The 14,878-nt window shown below is 36.1% G+C and carries 16 protein-coding genes; 4 read left to right on the top strand and 12 right to left on the bottom strand.

The features are described 5' to 3' along the window. Positions 1-38: 38 nt before the first annotated feature. On the bottom strand, positions 39-1,439 hold the full coding sequence (selA, locus tag RGU12_RS02360; protein WP_309534639.1) for an L-seryl-tRNA(Sec) selenium transferase: 1,401 nt from the start codon (positions 1,437-1,439) through the stop codon (positions 39-41). Between the two features lie 153 nt (positions 1,440-1,592). Between selA and RGU12_RS02365 the strand changes: the two genes are divergently transcribed. Then, a complete protein-coding gene (locus RGU12_RS02365; RefSeq protein ID WP_309534640.1) occupies positions 1,593-1,988 on the top strand; it encodes an Hsp20/alpha crystallin family protein in 396 nt (131 codons plus the stop codon). Positions 1,989-2,006: 18 nt separating this feature from the next. Here RGU12_RS02365 and RGU12_RS02370 read toward each other — a convergent pair whose 3' ends face one another. Beyond that, on the bottom strand, positions 2,007-3,272 hold the full coding sequence (locus RGU12_RS02370; protein ID WP_309534641.1) for a SpoIID/LytB domain-containing protein: 1,266 nt from the start codon (positions 3,270-3,272) through the stop codon (positions 2,007-2,009). Positions 3,273-3,395: 123 nt separating this feature from the next. Between RGU12_RS02370 and RGU12_RS02375 the strand changes: the two genes are divergently transcribed. Continuing rightward, positions 3,396-3,827: a DUF2621 domain-containing protein gene (locus RGU12_RS02375; RefSeq protein ID WP_309534642.1), complete on the top strand. Its 432-nt coding sequence runs from the start codon at positions 3,396-3,398 to the stop codon at positions 3,825-3,827. Between the two features lie 29 nt (positions 3,828-3,856). Here the strand turns inward: RGU12_RS02375 and RGU12_RS02380 are convergent, their stop codons facing one another. The 3 genes from RGU12_RS02380 to RGU12_RS02390 all read right to left on the bottom strand — a co-directional run bounded on the left by RGU12_RS02380 (position 3,857) and on the right by RGU12_RS02390 (position 5,510). Beyond that, the gene (locus RGU12_RS02380) at positions 3,857-4,318 is read right to left on the bottom strand and encodes a CcdC family protein (protein WP_309536256.1); all 462 of its coding nucleotides are present in this window, start codon (positions 4,316-4,318) and stop codon (positions 3,857-3,859) included. An 80-nt stretch (positions 4,319-4,398) separates the two neighbouring features. Next, positions 4,399-4,758 (bottom strand): response regulator, encoded by a 360-nt coding sequence (locus tag RGU12_RS02385; protein ID WP_309534643.1) that lies wholly within the window; start codon positions 4,756-4,758, stop codon positions 4,399-4,401. Between the two features lie 44 nt (positions 4,759-4,802). Next, complete coding sequence (locus RGU12_RS02390; protein WP_309534644.1) at positions 4,803-5,510, bottom strand: cytochrome c biogenesis CcdA family protein; 708 nt, start codon at positions 5,508-5,510, stop codon at positions 4,803-4,805. 458 nt (positions 5,511-5,968) lie between these two features. On the opposite strand from RGU12_RS02390, the gene RGU12_RS02395 reads away from it, so the two are divergent. Next, positions 5,969-6,142: a Spo0E family sporulation regulatory protein-aspartic acid phosphatase gene (locus RGU12_RS02395; RefSeq protein ID WP_309534645.1), complete on the top strand. Its 174-nt coding sequence runs from the start codon at positions 5,969-5,971 to the stop codon at positions 6,140-6,142. Between the two features lie 8 nt (positions 6,143-6,150). On the opposite strand, the gene RGU12_RS02400 is transcribed toward RGU12_RS02395, so the two are convergent. Together RGU12_RS02400 and RGU12_RS02405 are read right to left on the bottom strand one after the other, a co-directional pair. After that, complete coding sequence (locus tag RGU12_RS02400; protein WP_309534646.1) at positions 6,151-7,935, bottom strand: ABC transporter ATP-binding protein; 1,785 nt, start codon at positions 7,933-7,935, stop codon at positions 6,151-6,153. Positions 7,936-7,938: 3 nt separating this feature from the next. Beyond that, positions 7,939-9,687: an ABC transporter transmembrane domain-containing protein gene (locus RGU12_RS02405; RefSeq protein WP_309534647.1), complete on the bottom strand. Its 1,749-nt coding sequence runs from the start codon at positions 9,685-9,687 to the stop codon at positions 7,939-7,941. A gap of 270 nt (positions 9,688-9,957) precedes the next feature. Between RGU12_RS02405 and RGU12_RS02410 the strand changes: the two genes are divergently transcribed. Beyond that, the gene (locus RGU12_RS02410) at positions 9,958-10,347 is read left to right on the top strand and encodes a VOC family protein (protein WP_116350492.1); all 390 of its coding nucleotides are present in this window, start codon (positions 9,958-9,960) and stop codon (positions 10,345-10,347) included. Between the two features lie 57 nt (positions 10,348-10,404). On the opposite strand, the gene RGU12_RS02415 is transcribed toward RGU12_RS02410, so the two are convergent. The 5 genes from RGU12_RS02415 to RGU12_RS02435 form a co-directional block, all read right to left on the bottom strand. Beyond that, entirely contained in the window at positions 10,405-11,112 is a 708-nt protein-coding gene (locus tag RGU12_RS02415) for a DUF421 domain-containing protein (protein WP_309534648.1), read from the bottom strand. A 360-nt stretch (positions 11,113-11,472) separates the two neighbouring features. Then, positions 11,473-11,697 (bottom strand): YneF family protein, encoded by a 225-nt coding sequence (locus tag RGU12_RS02420; RefSeq protein WP_116350854.1) that lies wholly within the window; start codon positions 11,695-11,697, stop codon positions 11,473-11,475. 90 nt (positions 11,698-11,787) lie between these two features. Further along, positions 11,788-12,228 (bottom strand): sporulation inhibitor of replication protein SirA, encoded by a 441-nt coding sequence (sirA, locus tag RGU12_RS02425; protein ID WP_309534649.1) that lies wholly within the window; start codon positions 12,226-12,228, stop codon positions 11,788-11,790. Positions 12,229-12,373: 145 nt separating this feature from the next. Continuing rightward, complete coding sequence (tkt, locus tag RGU12_RS02430; RefSeq protein WP_309534650.1) at positions 12,374-14,377, bottom strand: transketolase; 2,004 nt, start codon at positions 14,375-14,377, stop codon at positions 12,374-12,376. 87 nt (positions 14,378-14,464) lie between these two features. Continuing rightward, complete coding sequence (locus tag RGU12_RS02435; protein ID WP_309534651.1) at positions 14,465-14,695, bottom strand: DUF896 domain-containing protein; 231 nt, start codon at positions 14,693-14,695, stop codon at positions 14,465-14,467. Between the last annotated feature and the right edge of the window lie 183 nt (positions 14,696-14,878).

Here is a 14,878-nt window from a genome sequence, read left to right on the forward strand (position 1 = left end):
GATACATCATGATAAAAAGCCGCACTACTAGCGGCTTTTTATTCTATAAGTGTACAAGCTTTTACAATTTCATTAATTTCCTCTTTTTCAATGGTTCGAAAGTCAAGAACGACTTCGTTATTTTTAATCCGAACAATGATTGGTGTGGAGTGCTGACGTAACTTTACTGCAACATCCTCTGCTGACATTTTAGTATGTGTTAAACAAACTACATGGGTTGGTACCTCAACTCCAGGCATTGTTCCGCCTCCGATAGGCGACCCTTCCTCTTTTAATTGAATGGTAAATTGATTTGTTTGTTCTAATAAACATTTCCTAAAAAGCTGACAGCGTTCCATGATCTTCTCTTTTGTAACAATGATGTCCCTTATTGTTGGAATATCCGAATATCTTCCTTTCAGGTAGGAAAATAAAGTTGCTTCAAGAGCTGCATATGTCATCTTATCAACACGTAAAACCCGAGCAAGTTGATGTTTTTTTAGTTGACTAATTAATTCTTTTTTTCCAACAATAATACCTGCCTGTGGGCCACCAAGAAGCTTATCCCCACTGAATGATACAAGATCAACACCTTGTTGAAGGACTTCTTTTATGACAGGCTCATCCCCAATTCCACGCTGTTTAAAATCGTATAGGACGCCACTTCCAAGATCTTCATAAATAACAAGATTGTCTTTTTCATTTTTCAGTGTGACCAATTCTGAAACCTCAATTGTTTTTGTAAAACCTATTGTCTTAAAATTACTCGTGTGTACCTTAAGAATCATGGCTGTTTCCTCAGTTATCGCATTCTCATAATCTTCTAGATGTGTTTTATTGGTTGTACCGACCTCAACTAGCCTTGCTCCACTTTCCTCCATAATCGCAGATATGCGAAATGAGCCACCTATTTCCACTAATTGTCCTCGCGAAACAATTACCTCTTGGTTTTTAGCTAATGCACGCAAAACAATAAAGACAGCTGCCGCATTATTGTTTACCACCATCGCACTCTCGGCACCTGTTAACTCCTTAAGGAGGGATTCCACAATTGAATGGCGTGAGCCCCGCTTCCCCTCGCTTATGTCATACTCTAAATTGGAATAGCCTTTTGAGATATCTACAACATGTTGAATCGCTTGGTCACTAAGCCTAGCTCGTCCTAAATTCGTATGTAAAACTGTTCCAGTAGCATTGATTGTTTTGGTTAAGTAGTATTTTGTTCTGTTTACTAGCTCATCTTCTCCTTCTTGGAAGATAAATGCCATCATTTCTTCTCTTGATGAAATCTGTTTATCCCACTTTCCATGAACGATATCATTTCGAATCTTGGCGACTACCTCCCGTAGCACGCTCGTCAAATATTCCTTTTCCACTTGATGCAGAGTCTGAAATTGTTCAAAGGATGAATGGGTTTGTAGATCATGTATTGCCGGGAGTAGTTTTACTTTATTTTTCATGCCGATTCCTCCACATAAACTTACATATGTATGTCTATTCTTACATAATTTTAGTTGACATTCCAACAGTTTGTACCTTTTCTACGTTTTCATTATCACGAACAGCCTTCCTCTTGAATACCTTAAATATAGAATGACATGGAGGTTCATAACATGAATAATTTCGATGATTCAAATCCTCTCTCCATAAATGGATTAGAGGACTGGATGAAACAATTCCTCGAAGACCCATACCTTTTAGACGATTATCAATTTCGAATTGATTTGTTTGAAACACAAAATGAATACATTATTGAGGCTGAATTATCAGGATATCAGCCCGAGCAAATCCAGCTACATGTCAAAAACGACTCCATCCTTATCAAGGTGACAGATTACGAAAGACCTCCAAATGATACACTTTTAACCGAAAGAATTGTTACCCTTCCTTTCGAATTAGAAAAAAAGAAAATAGAAGCGCTATTTCGAAATGAAATTCTTGAAATATACATCAAAAAAAATAGCAAACGTAAAAAGAAGAAGAGCAAAATTAAAATAAAAGTCCTGTAAAAAGCTACAGGACTCTTTCTAATTTGGTACTTTTTCAAAATTTATGATCGTTGTTCCTGGAAAATAAAATTGGATAATTTCTACATACTTTTTCCCTTTATCCCCCATAATACTTGCTCCCCATTGACTCATCCCAACTCCATGTCCATACCCTCTCCCCTTCATCACATATTTAGTATCACCAGAATCAAGTGAATCAATATAATAGCTTTTAAAAATGGTACCGCCTATCATTGGTCGAATTCGATTTAAATTCACATCTTCAAGCGTAACATTTCCTAAAAGAACGGTTCCATCAATTAATCTTTGTAAAAATTCAACTTCAATTGATCCTGTCATAGAGCGGTTCGATTGATAGGTTTCTGGATTTATTTCGAATTTGGGAATCGAAAGAATCTTAATATCTCCCGGAAAGCCTTGTCGATTTATAGATCTTTTCATGACACTTGTTATTTCTTTATCCTTTTCCTGGAGTTCATCCCATGCATCCACAGACTCCCAATCGATTTCTTCAAGATTAATTTGCGTTTTTGATAGTGTAAATTCCCAAGGATGAATTGGGTCAAACGGATCTTCTTTGATTGGATAAAATGACCTACTGTCTCCTCCCCATACATTTTTATTATTCTCTGTCATTCCGCCATTACTAGCCGAATAAAAGGCATCAATCAGCTTATTTTTAAATGTAATCACTTGACCCTTTGTAGCCTCAACTGCTTTTGTTGTTCGTACATTCCATGCATATCCACCATACACCTGATAGAAAGTTGTGTCGTCCATTTCTTCTTTTAAATGGGATACGGCATACGTTCTTGCAGCCAGTGCCTGCGCCTTTAGAGCCTCGATATTCCAAGAGGGAAACACCTCTAGTGGAACGACTCCTTTTAAATAATCTTCTAATGGAAGTTGATTAACTGGACGTACAAAACGGTTATTCTCTACTTGAAACTCCATTGCACCTAGGTATGGGCGTTCATCGATATAAACACGATGATCTTCGTTATAGCTGCGAGGGATTAAAACAAAGCTGCTATCTACCTGTTGGTTAATTTCTCCTCCTTTTAGATGAAGATTACCATCTTTTATATATAACCGATAGTTCACTCCTTCTTGCAATGATAAGGTAGGATCCAACGTGAAATATTCTCCCATAAATTTCATCTGAACCTCTTGAACATTCCCTACAAAATTTTCAAGTCGAACACGCACTAGTTCTTCGGTATCACCATGTGATAAATCAAATGTAAAAATAAGTATACACGTAAAAAACAGAATCTTTTTCATATCCGTATCATGCCCATTCACTCAAAAAATATATGATGTTCTATTTTTGATATAATTTTACCTTTTCCTGTTACCAAACTATTGAGGAATAATGTATAATGAACCAATGAGGTGAACAATTTCATGCAGCAATTATCTGGATGGTTTTTATGGTTTATTTTAATATGGGTAATCTTTTTTATTACAATTCTTGCAATTGGCGGCTTTTTTATGTTTCGAAAGTTTTTAAAGAAACTTCCAAAAGAAGATGGAATGTCAGATTTAGATTGGCAGGATTATTACATAGAACAAACGCTTCATATGTGGTCAAGCGAGCAGAAGGCATTATTAGAAGATTTAGTAAAGCCCGTTCCAGAGCTCTTTCGTGATGTAGCTAGACAAAAAATCGCTGGGAAGATAGGCGAACTTGCATTAACCGAAAAAGCAAAACAAATTACACAGGATTTAGTTGTTCGAGGATATATCATAGCCACACCAAAACGTGACCATAAGTTCTTATTAAAAACATTAAAAGAAAAGCAAATAGATGTGACACCATATAATGATCTATTTTAAAAAAACTCGGCATATAAATGCCGAGTTTTTTAAAGCTCTGAAGCAAGTCTTTTATACTTTACATACATTGCAATTCGCCATGGGACAATCATCGAAAATGCTAGAATCCAGAACATCCCACTTAATGCCCCAAAATCAATCGTTGTACTTAATACAGATTTTAAAACAATCCGAACTACTAATAAACCTACTAAAATATAAACAAATGCTTTAGAACGTTTCATATAGATATCATTGTCTCTAATTTCGAACGATGATGTTTTTATTAAAAGGATAGAAAAAAGCATCCCAACGACAACAGCCTCTAAAATTTCAAGTGGTGTGACACGAAACATCGGAACGATAAACATAAGTGCTCCAGTGCTCATAAAAACAGGTGGCAAAATAATTTTTTTCACAGACGCAGGTTTTTGAGAAGATTTTGTTCTTAAAAAGGTTACGAAGATTGCCATCATAATCGCGACAATTGAAGATGCAATAACCAAATAAATCAGTCCTTTTAGTAATCGTAAATTGTTTGGTATAGCCAAATGAAACCCATTTAAGACAACATTCTTAAATGGGTTTACACTTAATTTAACACTCTATTAATGGCTTCTACAACTCTGCTTTCATCGAAAGGTTTTACAATATAATCCTTCGCTCCAGCTGAGATGGCATCCACCACCATTTTTTGCTGTCCCATAGCAGAGCACATGATAATTCGAGCCTTTGGGTCAAATTCTTTAATCATTTTAACAGCTTCAATGCCATTCAGTTCAGGCATTGTAATGTCCATAGTCACAAGATCAGGTTTTGTCTCTTTGTATTTTTCAACAGCTTCAAGACCGTTCTCAGCCTCCGAAACCACTTCATGATCCGCTTTAACTAATATGTCTGTGAGCGTGAGTCTCATAAATTTCGCATCATCAACTACTAAGATTCTAGCCACTTTACTGGTCCTCCTTGAAAACACTTATCTGGTAACTTATTCGACTAAAAACCCGTAAATCCTCCAAAGAGTGCAGTCGCATATGCAATTATTTTTGTCATCCAGTCAAAATACAGTATAACTCCCATAATAATCATTGCATATCCACCAATTTTTACTATCTTTAAACTGTTTCTTCGAATCCATTGTAAGCGACCAATAAAAAATGAAAGGATAAGAAATGGAATTGAGAATCCTAATGAATACATGACCATATAAAGCATTGCAGAATCTGGATTTGTTCCCGCAAGTGCGATAACTGACATTAAAATAGGTCCCATACATGGTGTCCAGCCTGCAGCAAATGCCATTCCGATAAACACGGACCCGACATATCCAGCTGGTCGATGTTTGAATTCAATTTTGCGATCCTTCATTAAAAACTTTGGTTTAATAATACCAAGTACAAAAAGACCAAAGAAAATAATGAAAATCGCTCCAATTTGACGAATTAAGTCTTTATAATCACTAAATATTTGACCAACGAAAGATGTTCCAAAGCCAAGCATCACAAAAATAATCGAAAAACCAACTAAAAAGAAAATTGTATGTAAAATACTTCGTTTTTGCAGCATTGCATTTTCAGATTTTAATTCGCTAACAGATGCTCCTGTTATATACGATAAAAATGCTGGATATAACGGTAAACAACAAGGTGAGATAAAGGATAAAAATCCGGCACCAATAGCAAGGAACACATTAACATCTGCCATTTTAACAACCCCCATAATCAAATGCGCCTTGGCGTATTTGCGCCCGATTTTTAGGCCCAAAGGAAGTGGGTCATAAAGACGTTGCCGCAGGATGTGGCGGTTTTAGTCTCTTAATCTTACTGCTCTAAAAGTTTCCTTTGAAAAATCGTAGCTTCCGCCGGAGGCTTTAACTTTATTCATTCTTTGTTTGAACTCCAATACAAAGTGATTAATCTTTTTGCATCATTATCCCACTTAAGAAAATAGAGACCTCAACTGAATAAAGTTATGTTCATTACCATTCTAGCAAAAATACATTCGTATTCATAATTTTTAATATGAACGTTTTGTGTCATTGCACTATTCGTAAGTTGAATATATTTCCAAAAAAGTTTTATTACCTAATTACCATTATATGTTATACTATAATATAACTTGTCCATAACGAACCTTAAAAACAAAAGAAGGGGTTTTACCTTGTGTCTAAAGAACAACTTCTCCTAAAAATTGAACAAAAGAGAACCGAATTGGTTGAAATTGTCTTGAAGCACGGTTTTACCGCTACGGTCACCATTAAAGTAAGTCAAGATTTAGATCATCTATTAAATCAATATAATACAGGAAGAAAAAAGAAAAGCCTCTCTAATTCATGAGAGGCTTTTTACATGACTGCTTTTTCAACATGATCTACACTACCATTCTGTAGCAAAAACATTTTGTAATATAATCCTTTTAGTGCTAATAACTCCTGATGTGTTCCTCTTTCAACGATTTCCCCTTGATGCAATACTAAAATTAAATTAGCATCTTGAATCGTAGACAAACGATGGGCAATTGCAATTGTCGTTCTTCCCTGTCTCATTTTTTCGAGAGCCTTTTGAATTTCTTCCTCTGTTTCTGTATCGATATTTGCAGTAGCTTCATCAAGCACCAAAATCTTTGGATTATTTACGATTGTTCGTGCAAATGCCAATAGCTGCCTTTGACCACTTGAGAAGGTTGAACCGCGTTCAACAACCTGATAATCATATCCATCTTCTAGTTTTCTAATAAATTGATCAGCTTGAACGAATTTAGCGGCCCCCTCAATATCCTGGTCCGAAATATCCGGATTATTTAAACGAAGATTTTCCCTAATGGTACCAACAAATAAAAATGGATCCTGAAGAACGAGACCTATTTTTTGACGAAGTTCATTATTTTCATAGGATGTAATGAAATTCCCATCTATTAATATATCTCCACGTTCAATCTCATAAAATCTCATTAATAAATTGATAATTGAACTTTTTCCACTTCCCGTATGGCCAACAAGAGCAACCGTTTCTCCTTTTTTTGCCGTAAAGGAGATATTTTTTAATACATCTCGCTTTCCATCATATGAAAAGCTAACATTTTTAAATTCAATTTCACCTTTTACAATCGATGGATTCTCATTTCCAATCGTTTGAGGTGCTAACTCATCATGATCAAGAAGTTCGAATACCCGCTGTGAAGCAACCACTGCTTGCTGCAGGAGCGATAAACGCATCATCATATGGTTAACTGGCTCGAAAAATCGTTCAAGATAATTCACAAACGCATAAAGGACACCTATCTCAATCGGACTCTCCAGCGCAGAGATTCCAAAAAAGCTTAATACCAAAATAATCGTCACGATATAAATAAAATCAACTGCTGGTCTTAGTAGAAGCCCATCAAGCTTTATATTTTTAATTCCCGCTTGATAATGTGCATCATTGATTTCAGCGAATTCACGTCGCAATCGTTTTTCCTGACGGAATACCTGAATGATTGCCATACCTTGAAGGGACTCATTGAGCTTAGCATTCAGTTGGCTGAGTCGTTCCCTCATATCATGGTAATATTTTGAACTGAATTTACGATACGTTTGCATCAACATAAATAAAATCGGTAGTATTACCAAACAAAACAGTGCAAGTTGGACATTTAGATAAAACATTGCTATAAAAACCCCAACTAAAAACACACCATTTTGGACAAACGTGGCAACAACCTCGACAAACATATCCTTGATTGCCTCTGTGTCATTTGTAACCCTTGATACAATACTTCCTCCTGGCGTTTTGTCAAAATATTTCAACCCTAGCTTGTGAACCTTTGAAAATACCTCTATTCTCATTTCACGAATAATTTTCAAAGCGATTTCTTGAAATTTGACAAGTTGAAAATACTGAAGGATCACTTTTGAAAAATGAATAAAAAGGTAAATAGCCCCTAAATATACTAACGGCTTAACGGGAAGATGACGTGGTGTTAAATAGTCATCAATAAAAATTTTTATTAAAATTGGACCAACAATGTCCAAAAGTGTAGCAAATAATAGCAAAGCAAATGCGAAAACAAATTCCTTCGTATGTGATTTTGTGTAAGAAAGGAGCCGAATTAACGTCCGCCTTTGTTCTTTTTTTGTGATTTTGTTCATGCTTTACCCTCCATGCTCAACAAGTGATTCAAGCTGTTGGCGTTGATACATATCACGATACCATCCTTCTTCCCCCATTAACCCCTCATGCGTACCTCGCTGAGCAATTTTGCCATTATCTATGACGAGAATTTGATTTGCATGCTGAATTGCGCTTAAGCGATGTGATGTAATGAAGGTTGTTTTTCCTTCTCGATTTTCTCGTAAGGCACGTAAGATTTCCTCTTCCGTCTTAGCATCAACTGCTGATAAAGAATCATCAAGAATCAAAATTTCTGGGTTCATTAAGAGTGCCCTTGCAATTGAAATCCGTTGCTTTTGTCCCCCTGATAAAGATACACCTCGTTCACCAACAACTGTCTCATATCCATCTACAAACTGTAAAATATCTTCATGAATATTAGCTAGCTTTGCAGCCTCGATAATTTCTGACATGGATGCACCAGGTTTAGCAAACGCAATATTATCAGCAACTGTTGCAGAAAAGAGAAAGTGATCTTGTGGAACATAACCAATTCCCTTACGCAACGCATCTAATGTAAAAGCTTTAATTTCTTTTTCGCCAATCATAATTTCGCCTGTATAGCCTTCTATTTCACGAATGAAAAGTTTTAACAATGTTGTTTTACCAGCACCAGTCTTCCCAACTATTCCGAGTGTATGGCCACGGTTTAGGCTAAAATGAATCTCTTGAAGCGTTTGCTTAGACTCTCCCGAAAAGGAAAATCGGGAAATGGAATACGTAATATCACCAGATAGTGTCATTTCACTAGCATTCTCATAATCTGTAATTTCCATTGGTTCAGCAAGGAGACTTGTGACACGGTCATAGGATGCTCTTCCCCGCTCTACTATATTAAACAGCCAACCAAAAGCGAGCAATGGCCATATAAGCAACCCTAAATAAGTCGTAAAAGTAACCAATTCCCCTAGCGTCATTTCCCCTGAAAGTACATACCTAGAACCAAACACAATAGCAAGGAAGAAGGAAATTCCGACTATCAATGAAATAGTTGGATCATATAGAGCATCAACCTTTGCTACAGAAAGATTTTTTTGAACAACATCATCGGACTGTTTTCGAAAAGATTCGATATCCTCTTCCTCCTGCCCAAATGTCTTAATGACTTTAATGCCACTCACACTTTCCTGGACTTTATCATTTAGGCTTGAGAATGCTTCCTGTGCTTTATGAAAATGTCTATGTAATAGTGTTCCATAATAATTCGTAGATAGAGCCATAAACGGCAATGGAATTAGACAGATTAATGTTAGCTTCCAATTTATTGTTATGGCCATTGTTAATAGAACAAATCCGCCTGTAGCGAGTGAGTCGACTAAAGTTAAAACACCTGAACCAGCCGTTTGCTGTATCGCCTGTAAATCATTTGTCGAATGAGCCATCAAGTCGCCTATTCTTCTCTTCTGGAAAAAGCTTTGTGACATCTTCGTAAAATGCTCATATAAACGATTCCTTAATAACCTTGCTAGTTTTACAGATGAACCAAATATCATGATTCGCCAAAAGAACCGAACGATATAAACGGTACATGCCGTTACCAATAAAATAGCCAGCCATTTAAATAAGATTTCTTTTGTTAGAATTCCTTGTGAAATATAATCAACGATTAAGCCAATTACTTTGGGAGGAACAAGTTCCAGCAAAGCAACTATCAGCAATAAAAAAATACCCGTAATATATGATTTTTTCTCCTGCTTAAAAAACCACATTAAATCCTTAAAGATTTTCATCTAATAATCCTCCGAAAGACGAAATAAGTGCCATAATAGTTTACCAAATTTTTATAATTGTAGGAAGATGGTAACCAAGCTTTTCAAAATGTTTAAGTGAAAAGAATTATATTTATTTAAAATATCTACTATAATTGGGTTTAGATGATAAAGTGAAATATCATTTAGTGAGGGTTTCCTTAATCCCCACTTATACATTTTGCTTTATCTGCATTCTTGAAGTGGGGTCTTACTGCCAATTAATGCGAGATAAATCTGAGGTGATTGATGATGATTAACTACAAGGAGCTTCACCATGTGAGTTTAACGGTAACGAATCTAGAAAAAGCGAAGGATTTTTACAGCAATATTCTTTGTTTACAAGAAATTGAACGTCCAAATTTCGACTTCCCCGGTGCTTGGTATTCGGTTGGGAATCAACAACTCCATTTAATTGTCCTACCTGAATCCCAAACAATTCGAAAGGATAAAAGCTTAAGCAGCCGTGAAGGTCATTTTGCATTAAGAGTGGAAAACTATTATGACACGCTAAATTGGCTCTCCATGCACAATGTAACCGTGCTTGAAAAGCCTGATAGTATCAGTGGTTTTGCGCAAATCTTTTGTGCGGACCCGGATGGGAATTTAATCGAATTAAATGTGGATCAACGGGATTTATAATCATGAATACGTTGAAAGGACCCTTTTATATTCGGGTCCTTTATTCTGGATAGTATTTTAATTATCTGTTCCTGGCTCATAGTAATAAGGATCATTTTTATGATTTTGTAGTTCATTATTGTCTATAAATAATTCTCCATTTTCAGAATAGGTGGCTAACATAATGTTTTCAACATTTTCACCCGCTTTTCCTACCTCATTAATGAGCCAGCTTTGCTTTAATTGTAAATATTTTAAATTATGGTAAATGATTTGACCATCCATTATCAGAGGAATAGGAACATATTCTTTTCTTATCCTTAAATTTAAATCATTGGGCTGAACTGGACGATATTCCGACTTGGGGATCACACTAATACTTCCCGTTTCCTCCATAGTCGCCATGGCAATATATTGCGTATCCGTAAATCCTTTCACCCTTAAATGTGATAAAAATTCATTCATTGGCATTCGCACTTTTTTAAGCCCTTTTCGGTCAATATCCCCATTACGAATTAACACTGTAGGTCTTTCATATAGAATCCATCTTAATTTATTATGTAAGGATAAACGAATTAAAACTTTGTAAAAAACCACAATTATAACTGCATATGTTAAAGCTTTTCCGATGTGGTCATCTTCTACGGGCATACTAATAATATTTGTTAACACAAATATATACAATAAATCGAAAGAATGCATTTGGGATACAGCCTTTTTTCCCGTTATTCTTAACAATAGATATCCTGCTGTAAAAACAATAAATGCACGAAATATTATTTCCAAATCGGTATCTCCCCTAATAATACATTGGTTGTTAAGAGGTATTTTATCCAAAAATAGAAGATACAACTAGTAATTACCTATACAAGGCTAATTACTAGTTAAGACCGTTTTTACTTTTATATCACATTAATCCTTTTCTAATATCCTGTCTTCGAAAATACCCCGACATAACAATTGCTAAAAACACAAAAAGACCACCTTTTTACTGAATCTTTCTCCAGTAAAAACGCGGTCTTTGCGAACTCTAGAAAGTAAAACCAAATGTTTATCAAAATGAACGTTTTAGGTTACACCATTTTAACTATTATCCTTAATTTACCGGTGTCAACAAAAAACCTTTTTTGTAAATGGGTTCTATGATTATTGCTTGTCCATTTGACCGTTCATTGCTTTTAGCATTTGATTGATTTTCTTCTGAGATGGTTTCATACCCATTTGCATCATCATTACTTTTAGCATTTGCTCATTGATTGGTGGATTTTTCTTTAAGTAATTCATCATGTATTTACGTGCAATAAAAAATCCTAATGCAACGCCACCAAGTAAAGCTACCACGATTAGTAAGATAGCTAACCATATTTGCATCATACAAAAACTTCCTCCTTCATGTTGTCTCATTACAGTGTACTAAACCAATAGCAATTATACAATATTTGTTTTATGTTTTCCTAGTCCTTAGACAAACTTTCTTTCCTTTATTGGATTTAACCACCCATATTTATTGGCAGAAAAATCCATTGCTAAAAAACATCGGTCATATTTACGGAGGATTTCAAAAAAAGCCGTTTCTGCCTCAAAGCTTCCAGTTGATTGAAGATGGATGTAATCATTATGTATGGTTAGTTTTGCATAGCTATTAAATTCATTCCATTCTATAGTGTGCATATGACTTTGGCGTTGATAATAGGAATAATGAGCAAGGCTTGATTCAATTTTTTGTTGGATGCGTATTGTTGGAATTGACCTTGTAATGAACTCTATTTGTTTATATAAGATTTGTTTCCGCTCTTGTTTGGATTGGTTATATTCTAAAAACAAATGATAGATTAGTGATTCACGCCCAAAGTAATGAGTGGCAAATTCTTCTTCTATTAAATAGATGTAATACTCTCTCATACTCTTTCCTCCCAATACTATCGATATTGAATAGTATATTCGAAAGAGTCTGTGTTTTTTGTCTGAAACTGGAGTAAGAATCGTCTAGTTTTGTCGAATTTGTTGTTTTATAAGAAAAGGGGTCGGATTCGACCCCTTTCTTACGTTATTGAAGTAATTGCTTCACTCGATTTACAACATTTTCAACTGAGAACCCATATTCTTTCATCACAATTTCACCTGGCGCAGAAGCACCGAATTCGTGGATACCGAGGATTTCTCCCTCATCTCCAGTGTATCTCTCCCACCCAAGAGGTGTTGCCATTTCAATGGCCAATCGTTTTTTTACGTTTTTAGGAATAACGGATTCCTTATACTCAGTTGATTGTGCCTCGAAACGATCCCATGATGGCATACTTACTACGGATACCTCAATATTTTCCTCAGCGAGTTGTTTTTGTGCTTCTACTGCAAGACTTACTTCAGATCCTGTTGCTAAAATTAAAGCTGCCGGTTGTCCAGATTTTGCAGGTGATACTACATATGCGCCTTTTGATACACCTTCATACGCATTTTCAGCTGTTCCTTCTAGAGTAGGTAGGTTTTGCCTTGTTAAAATAAGTGCAGTAGGAACATCTTTTGATTCAATGGCTATTCTCCACGCTGCCGCTGTTTCATTTCCATCAGCTGGTCGTATCACCGATAATTTGGGCATCGCTCTTAATGCTGGTAGTTGTTCAACAGGCTCATGTGTTGGTCCATCTTCACCAACTGCAATGCTGTCATGTGTAAACACATAGGTGACTGGTACTTTCATTAATGCAGCAAGTCTTATCGCTGGACGCAAATAATCAGAAAACACGAAGAATGTTCCACCAAATACTTTTAGTCCGCCATGGAGAGCCATTCCGTTCAAGGCCGCACCCATTGCAAATTCGCGAACTCCAAACCAAATATTGCGCCCACTATAATCATTAGGCATAAAATCAGCAGCATCTTTTATCATTGTTTTATTAGAACCAGCTAAATCAGCAGAACCACCAAAGAATTGTGGCACACTATTTGCGATTGCATTTAATGCCTCACCAGATGACGCACGTGTTGCAAGCTTCTTACCTACTTCATAGACTGGTAACGTCTTTTCCCAACCCTCAGGTAGCCTACAATCTATCGCCATTTCTAGTTGTTTTCCAAGCTCAGTATTGCTTTCTTTATAATTGTTAAACAATTGATTCCATTCTTGCTCACTTTGTTCGCCAGCCTTTTTCACGGTTTCTTCAAAATGTTTATAGACCTCGCTTGGTACATGGAAGTCATTTTCAAATGTCCAATTATATGCTTCTTTTGTTAATTTTAATTCATCAGCACCTAATGGCTCACCATGTGCTTTTGATTTACCAGCACGATTAGGAGAACCATAGCCAATTGTTGTTCGAACCTCGATGAGTGTCGGACGGGTTAACTCTCCCTTTGCTTCCTCAATTGCCTTATCAATCGCATCAACATCATTACCATCTTCCACACGAAGATACTGCCAACCATAGGCCTTATAGCGTTGTTCAATGGATTCAGAAAAAGCCTGATCTAGGTCACCATCTAAAGAAATATCATTTGAATCATATAAAACAATTAAACGACCTAATTTTAAGTGACCTGCTAGTGATGAAGCTTCTCCTGAAACACCCTCCATTAAGTCACCATCTCCACAGATGGCATATGTAAAATGGTTTACAATTTCAAATGTGTCTTTATTGTAAACACCTGCTAAATGACGCTCGGCCATCGCCATCCCAACAGCCATAGCGATACCTTGCCCAAGCGGACCTGTAGTTGCATCAACCCCCGCTGTATGACCATATTCAGGATGCCCCGGTGTTTTGCTTCCCCATTGACGAAATTGCTTTAAGTCATCGATTGTTAAATCATAGCCTGATAAGTGAAGCATACTGTACAATAGTGCCGACCCATGTCCCGCTGAGAGAACAAAGCGGTCACGATTAAACCATTTTGGATTATTCGGATTGTGCTTCATATGTCTGGTCCATAGAGTATATGTCATTGGAGCTGCCCCCATTGGCATCCCTGGGTGACCTGAATTTGCTTTTTCAACAGCATCGATCGAAAGTGTTCGAATCGACGCAATCGACAAGTCAGTAATTGAATTCGTCATAAAACAAACATCCTTTCAAATAATTAATCGGTTCCTATGTAGTATGCACCAAAAGAAAAGAATACATAGAAATCTATGTATTCTTTGTTAATGCAATCTTTTCCGTTTGCTCTCTTTTAATTTTTCTGGAGTTACATCATTTCCCTCTGGGTCTACGACCGTTACCGAATGTAAGGTATTTGTCATTGAATTTCTAAAAACACGTAAATACTCTTGTCTAAGCTCTTGTTGTTCTTCTTTTTCTTTATCCGAAAGACCAACTGACTTTGCTTTTTTTGCAAGAGCATTGATCCGATTAAGTTTATCTTTTGAAAGCATCCGTATTTCTCCTTGTTTCATCTTTTCTAAATCATAGTTCATAGTACTAAATGAAAAGATTTTTTACAAGTATTCCACTTTGCTTAACTTAGCTAGCAGTGATAAAAACCATTCCCATACTTAATAAAACAAATAAGACATAATAGATAAATCCACTTTGTAATTTTTTCAACATGTTCATTT

The organism is Ferdinandcohnia sp. QZ13 (assembly GCF_031324165.1).
Taxonomy (GTDB): Bacteria; Bacillota; Bacilli; order Bacillales; family Bacillaceae_L; genus Ferdinandcohnia.

Excerpts from the sequence above, each read along its gene's own strand:
- RGU12_RS02410 (WP_116350492.1), top strand. The coding sequence starts at position 9,958 with ATGATTAACTACAAGGAGCTTCACCATGTGAGTTTAACGGTAACGAAT.
- selA (WP_309534639.1), bottom strand. The coding sequence starts at position 1,439 with ATGAAAAATAAAGTAAAACTACTCCCGGCAATACATGATCTACAAACC.
- RGU12_RS02435 (WP_309534651.1), bottom strand. The coding sequence starts at position 14,695 with ATGCTTTCAAAAGATAAACTTAATCGGATCAATGCTCTTGCAAAAAAA.
- tkt (WP_309534650.1), bottom strand. The coding sequence starts at position 14,377 with ATGACGAATTCAATTACTGACTTGTCGATTGCGTCGATTCGAACACTT.
- sirA (WP_309534649.1), bottom strand. The coding sequence starts at position 12,228 with ATGAGAGAGTATTACATCTATTTAATAGAAGAAGAATTTGCCACTCAT.
- RGU12_RS02390 (WP_309534644.1), bottom strand. The coding sequence starts at position 5,510 with ATGGCAGATGTTAATGTGTTCCTTGCTATTGGTGCCGGATTTTTATCC.
- RGU12_RS02405 (WP_309534647.1), bottom strand. The coding sequence starts at position 9,687 with ATGAAAATCTTTAAGGATTTAATGTGGTTTTTTAAGCAGGAGAAAAAA.
- RGU12_RS02370 (WP_309534641.1), bottom strand. The coding sequence starts at position 3,272 with ATGAAAAAGATTCTGTTTTTTACGTGTATACTTATTTTTACATTTGAT.
- RGU12_RS02400 (WP_309534646.1), bottom strand. The coding sequence starts at position 7,935 with ATGAACAAAATCACAAAAAAAGAACAAAGGCGGACGTTAATTCGGCTC.
- RGU12_RS02420 (WP_116350854.1), bottom strand. The coding sequence starts at position 11,697 with ATGCAAATATGGTTAGCTATCTTACTAATCGTGGTAGCTTTACTTGGT.
- RGU12_RS02375 (WP_309534642.1), top strand. The coding sequence starts at position 3,396 with ATGCAGCAATTATCTGGATGGTTTTTATGGTTTATTTTAATATGGGTA.
- RGU12_RS02365 (WP_309534640.1), top strand. The coding sequence starts at position 1,593 with ATGAATAATTTCGATGATTCAAATCCTCTCTCCATAAATGGATTAGAG.